This is a genomic window from Bradyrhizobium uaiense (assembly GCF_010811875.1).
GTDB classification, from domain to species: Bacteria; Pseudomonadota; Alphaproteobacteria; order Rhizobiales; family Xanthobacteraceae; genus Bradyrhizobium; species Bradyrhizobium uaiense.
In genome coordinates, this window is the sequence record NZ_VKHP01000415.1 from 1 (window position 1) to 4,010 (window position 4,010).

General features: G+C 64.4%; 4 protein-coding genes and 1 pseudogene. 3 read left to right on the forward strand and 2 right to left on the reverse strand.

What is annotated here, in order from left to right; genetic code table 11:
• Together FNJ47_RS44945 and FNJ47_RS44950 are read left to right on the forward strand one after the other, a co-directional pair.
• On the forward strand, positions 1–1,599 hold a 1,599-nt coding region (locus FNJ47_RS44945; RefSeq protein WP_163163061.1), incomplete at its 5' end, for a PAS domain-containing sensor histidine kinase.
• Positions 1,592–2,356 carry a peptidoglycan-binding domain-containing protein gene (locus FNJ47_RS44950; RefSeq protein WP_347341816.1) on the forward strand — a complete coding sequence of 255 codons (765 nt, stop codon included), beginning with the start codon at positions 1,592–1,594 and terminating at the stop codon, positions 2,354–2,356. The genes FNJ47_RS44945 and FNJ47_RS44950, both read left to right, overlap by 8 nt.
• A gap of 177 nt (positions 2,357–2,533) precedes the next feature.
• Here the strand turns inward: FNJ47_RS44950 and FNJ47_RS44955 are convergent, their stop codons facing one another.
• On the reverse strand, positions 2,534–3,184 hold the full coding sequence (locus FNJ47_RS44955) for a hypothetical protein (RefSeq protein WP_163163063.1): 651 nt from the start codon (positions 3,182–3,184) through the stop codon (positions 2,534–2,536).
• A 362-nt stretch (positions 3,185–3,546) separates the two neighbouring features.
• On the opposite strand from FNJ47_RS44955, the gene FNJ47_RS44960 reads away from it, so the two are divergent.
• The gene (locus FNJ47_RS44960) at positions 3,547–3,891 is read left to right on the forward strand and encodes a DUF1491 family protein (protein WP_163163065.1); all 345 of its coding nucleotides are present in this window, start codon (positions 3,547–3,549) and stop codon (positions 3,889–3,891) included.
• A gap of 12 nt (positions 3,892–3,903) precedes the next feature.
• Here FNJ47_RS44960 and FNJ47_RS44965 read toward each other — a convergent pair.
• Positions 3,904–4,010: pseudogene (locus tag FNJ47_RS44965) on the reverse strand (IS5/IS1182 family transposase); the annotation flags it as partial.

A 4,010-nucleotide genomic window follows, 5' to 3' on the forward strand; every position in this document is an offset into this window, starting at 1 on the left:
GCGGCCTCGTGTTCGTGGTTCCTGTCGCGCACCGGCCGCTATGAAGGCGCGCATGTGCTGTCGTCGCTGGCGCTTGCCGGTCTCGTGATGATGATCGCGGCGTCGACCGGCGGCATCGCGTCGTTCGCCGCGGTGTGGCTCGTCGTCATTCCGATCGAGGCGGCGTTATCGGCCTCGCGTCGCGTGGTGGCCTTTGCGTTTGCGCTGGCGATGATCTGCGCGGCGCTGCTCAGCGTGCTTGGCCATTATCACATATTGCCGGCGGTCGATCCCGCGGTTGCGTCGAACAGCACGCTGGTCGGTTTCGGCGTCGTGTCGGCGATCTTCTACGCGGCCGGGCTCGCCTTCGGTGCGGAGTCGCTGGCGCGCACCAGCGTGGCGCTGCTCTTCGTCGAGGAGGAGCGCTACCGCCTGCTCGCGCATAACATGAGCGACGTGCTGTCGCGGCACAGCCGCAACGGCGCGGTCCGCTTCATTTCGCCTGCGGTCGAGATCATGCTCGGCGTGCCGGCATCGCGGCTGCTGGCCCACGGCCTGTTCGACCGCGTTCATGTCGCCGATCGCCCGGCCTATCTCACCGCGCTGTCGGACGCGGCGCGCGGCGAGCCCCGCAGCGTCGAGTTCCGCGTGCGTCGCGACGCGGCGCGGGGCGAGACCGCCGAATTCATCTGGGTCGAGATGCGCTGCCGTCCGCTCGACCAGACCGCGGCCGATGCCGAGGTCGTCGCCGTGATCCGCGACGTGACCGATCGCAAGGTGCAGGAGCAGGCGCTCGAGCAGGCGCGCAACGCAGCCGAGCAGGCCGACGCGTCGAAGACGCGCTTCCTCGCCACCATGAGCCACGAACTGCGCACCCCGCTCAACGCCATCATCGGCTTCTCCGAGATGATCGCGCAGGAAGACGTGCTCGGGCTCGACGCGGCCCGCCGCAAGGAATACGCCCAACTCATCAACGACTCCGGCCAGCATCTGCTGTCTGTCGTCAACGGCATCCTCGACATGTCGAAGATGGAGTCCGGCAATTTCGAGATTTCGCCGGAGCCGTTTGCGCCGCGGCCGGCGCTGCTCAATTGCTGCAACCTGGTGGCGTTGAAGGCACGCGAGAGCGGCGTCGACCTCGTCACCCGCGTGCCCGACGATTTGCCGGTCGTGAACGGCGACCCGCGCGCGTTCAAGCAGATCGTCCTCAATCTCGTTTCCAACGCCATCAAGTTCACCGAGCGCGGCGGCAAGGTCACCGTGTCGGCCGGCGTCGAGGGATCGCGGCTGCTGCTGCGTGTCTCGGACACCGGCGTCGGCATCGCCGCCGACGATCTCAAGCGGATTGGCGATCCGTTCTTCCAGGCCGGCAAGACCTATCAGCGCCGCCACGAAGGCACGGGCCTCGGCCTTTCGATCGTGAAGGGGCTGGTTGGCCTGCACCATGGCGAAATGAACGTGGAGAGCAAGGTGGGCGAGGGCACCATTGTGTCGGTCGCGCTGCCGCTGGCGTTCACCCCGCCGGTCGCCGTCGAACCAACGAGCAATGTATCGACCCTGAAGCCCGCGCTGCGATCCGGACTACAAGAGCAAACCCATCAGGTGAAGAAGAGTGCCTAGACAGACTTTGGACGACGACGAAACGCCGCGCCGTCGCCGCGGCGCCAAGGCAGTGGCCATCGCGGCCGAGGAAGAGCGCGGCCTCGTGCTGCGTCTGCTGCTGCATAGTCCGAAGGATCTGGTCGCCGGCGTGCTGGCATTGTCTGCCATCGTTGCGATCCTGATCAATGCGCTGTTCCTGCAGGCCGGCCGTCACCCGTCGCCGATGTTCGGCGGTTCGGTGGTGACGCTGCCGCCGCCGCCTCCAGCTGTCGCGGCCGCCAGCCCGATGCCGCGCCCGCGTCCGGCCGAGGCCGCCGCGCGCTCGGCCGAGCCAGCCGCGATGGAGACGACCAAGACGGTCGATGTGAAGCCGGTTGAGACCAGGCCGGCCGAGACCCAGTCCGTCGAAGCCAAGCCGGAGCCGAAGCCGGTTGAAGCGAAGCCGGTCGATCCGATGGCCAACCTGGTGCTGAAGTCGACCGCCGCCCCGCCGGCCGCTGCCTCGTCCCCGGCCGCCGCGCCATCCAGTGTCATTCGTCCGCCGGCGCCGATCCCGACCGCGCATCTGAGCCCGGCAGGCAAGCGCATCGCCGCGGTTCAGCGGACGCTGACGGAGTATGGCTACGGCCAGCTCAAGCCGACTGGCACGATCGGCGCCGATACCCAGCACGCGATCGCGAAGTTCGAGCGCGCGCGCAAACTGCCGGTGACGGGGCAGATGTCTGATCGCCTGGTGCGCGTACTCGGCACGATGATCGGGCACTCGATCGAGTAGACCGCGAGCCCATAAATCTGCTGTTCGGAGGGCTTACCGGAGTCCGCTATGCGCGGGTGGGCAACCAAAGTTGCAGCGCAGCCAATGACGCGATGGGCCACTTCCGGACTCATGCGCTGTAGCAGATTGCGCCTCCTTCAAGCACCACATTGGCCTGTTTGGACCCGGTCGCATGGATCAGCTCTTGCACAACCCCTTCGGGGTCCACTCATGATGCGGTGTCGTCGGAGGCTTGTTCGCGTTGTGGAGAATGAGCACGATGGCTCGACGTACCTCCGTTCCCGTTGCCGTGAGGTGCATGGGCGGTCCACCAGGGACGATCACAGGCGGTCCGCCCGCTCGACCAATCTGTTTGCCGGACGGAGTTTCGAGGCACGTCTCGCCAGCGATCGTGTACCAAGCTTCGGGACCGGAATGCGTGTGCTCTGGAGCCGTCATACCGGGATTGAATATCGCCTCCATATATTGAGCCGCGAAAACGCCAGGGGTGATTGGCAGCGGTCCAATTGTTGTCACATGCTCTCCGCCAGAAGCACGCCATGACGCATCTTCGATAGTGAGCAGCCAAATTTTTCCAAGTGCCTCAAGAACGGTGCCTCGCTTGGTCTTGGACACTTCGGCCGCTTCGCGCGTCGGGAAGGTGTCAAGATGCCAAAATGCTTCGGTACCCGCCAACTCACCGATGGGATCATTTGCCAGTATCCAGCATCCTACCTCTTGCGTTCGCTCGCTCACTGGGCGGCATATTCCACCCGGAATTTGAGTTTCCGCTTCTGCGCATGAAAAAACGAAGAGCAGGTACAACGCGAAGCTCGTAATCTTACGCATAACCTCCTCCAAGATTGTGAGGCCCGACTTCTCCTCATTCCATCACTTCGTCGGCGCGGGGCGAGCAGCACTGGCTGCACCGACCGTGCGATTTCTTGCGAACTCGAGGTTGATCGTAATTTGATACCTTAGAGGAACCCTATCATCTAAGGCCGTGTCATACATCCAGCAAAAAATCGACAATCGAAGACCGCTTTGGGTCATTCGCGACCGGATCGACCCAGTAGCAAGTCTGGCCAAGTCCGCTATGCCGCCGAATGCGGAAGTAAATTCAGAGCATGGGTGGCACAGCCACGCACCCGTCGGCGCGTGACATCTGTGACGATTGGACGTGGCCGCGCCTCTGGCCTATAGGTCGGCGCATGCGATTGAAAACCAGCATATGGGTCGCCGCGTATCTGCGCCGCTGCCAGACCGAGGGCGTGTTCGGCGCAGTCCGCAAGAAGGGCGCCGAGGAAGCCGGCGCCGTGTTCGTCAAGGTGGCGCTGATGGACGGCAATGCGATGCTGTATGCGCCGGCGCCGCAGACGGTCTACGACGACAGCCGTCCGGTCGAGCGGCTGTTCGTGCTGACGGCACCGCAGCCGGTGTCCGAGCCGTCGGTCGAGGAGCGATTGACCAAGGAGCTCCGCTTCGATCCCGACGCATGGATCGTCGAGACCGAGGACCGCGCCGGGCGGCACTTCCTCGATCTGGCGAAGGGCTAGGTGGTGTGGACACTAGCGCATCCATAGAACAATGGCAGCGAGAGTGACGACGGCCCGGTAATTCCGGGCCGTTTTTTCGAAGCGGGTTGCGACACGTCGGAACTGCTTGAGCTTTGAGA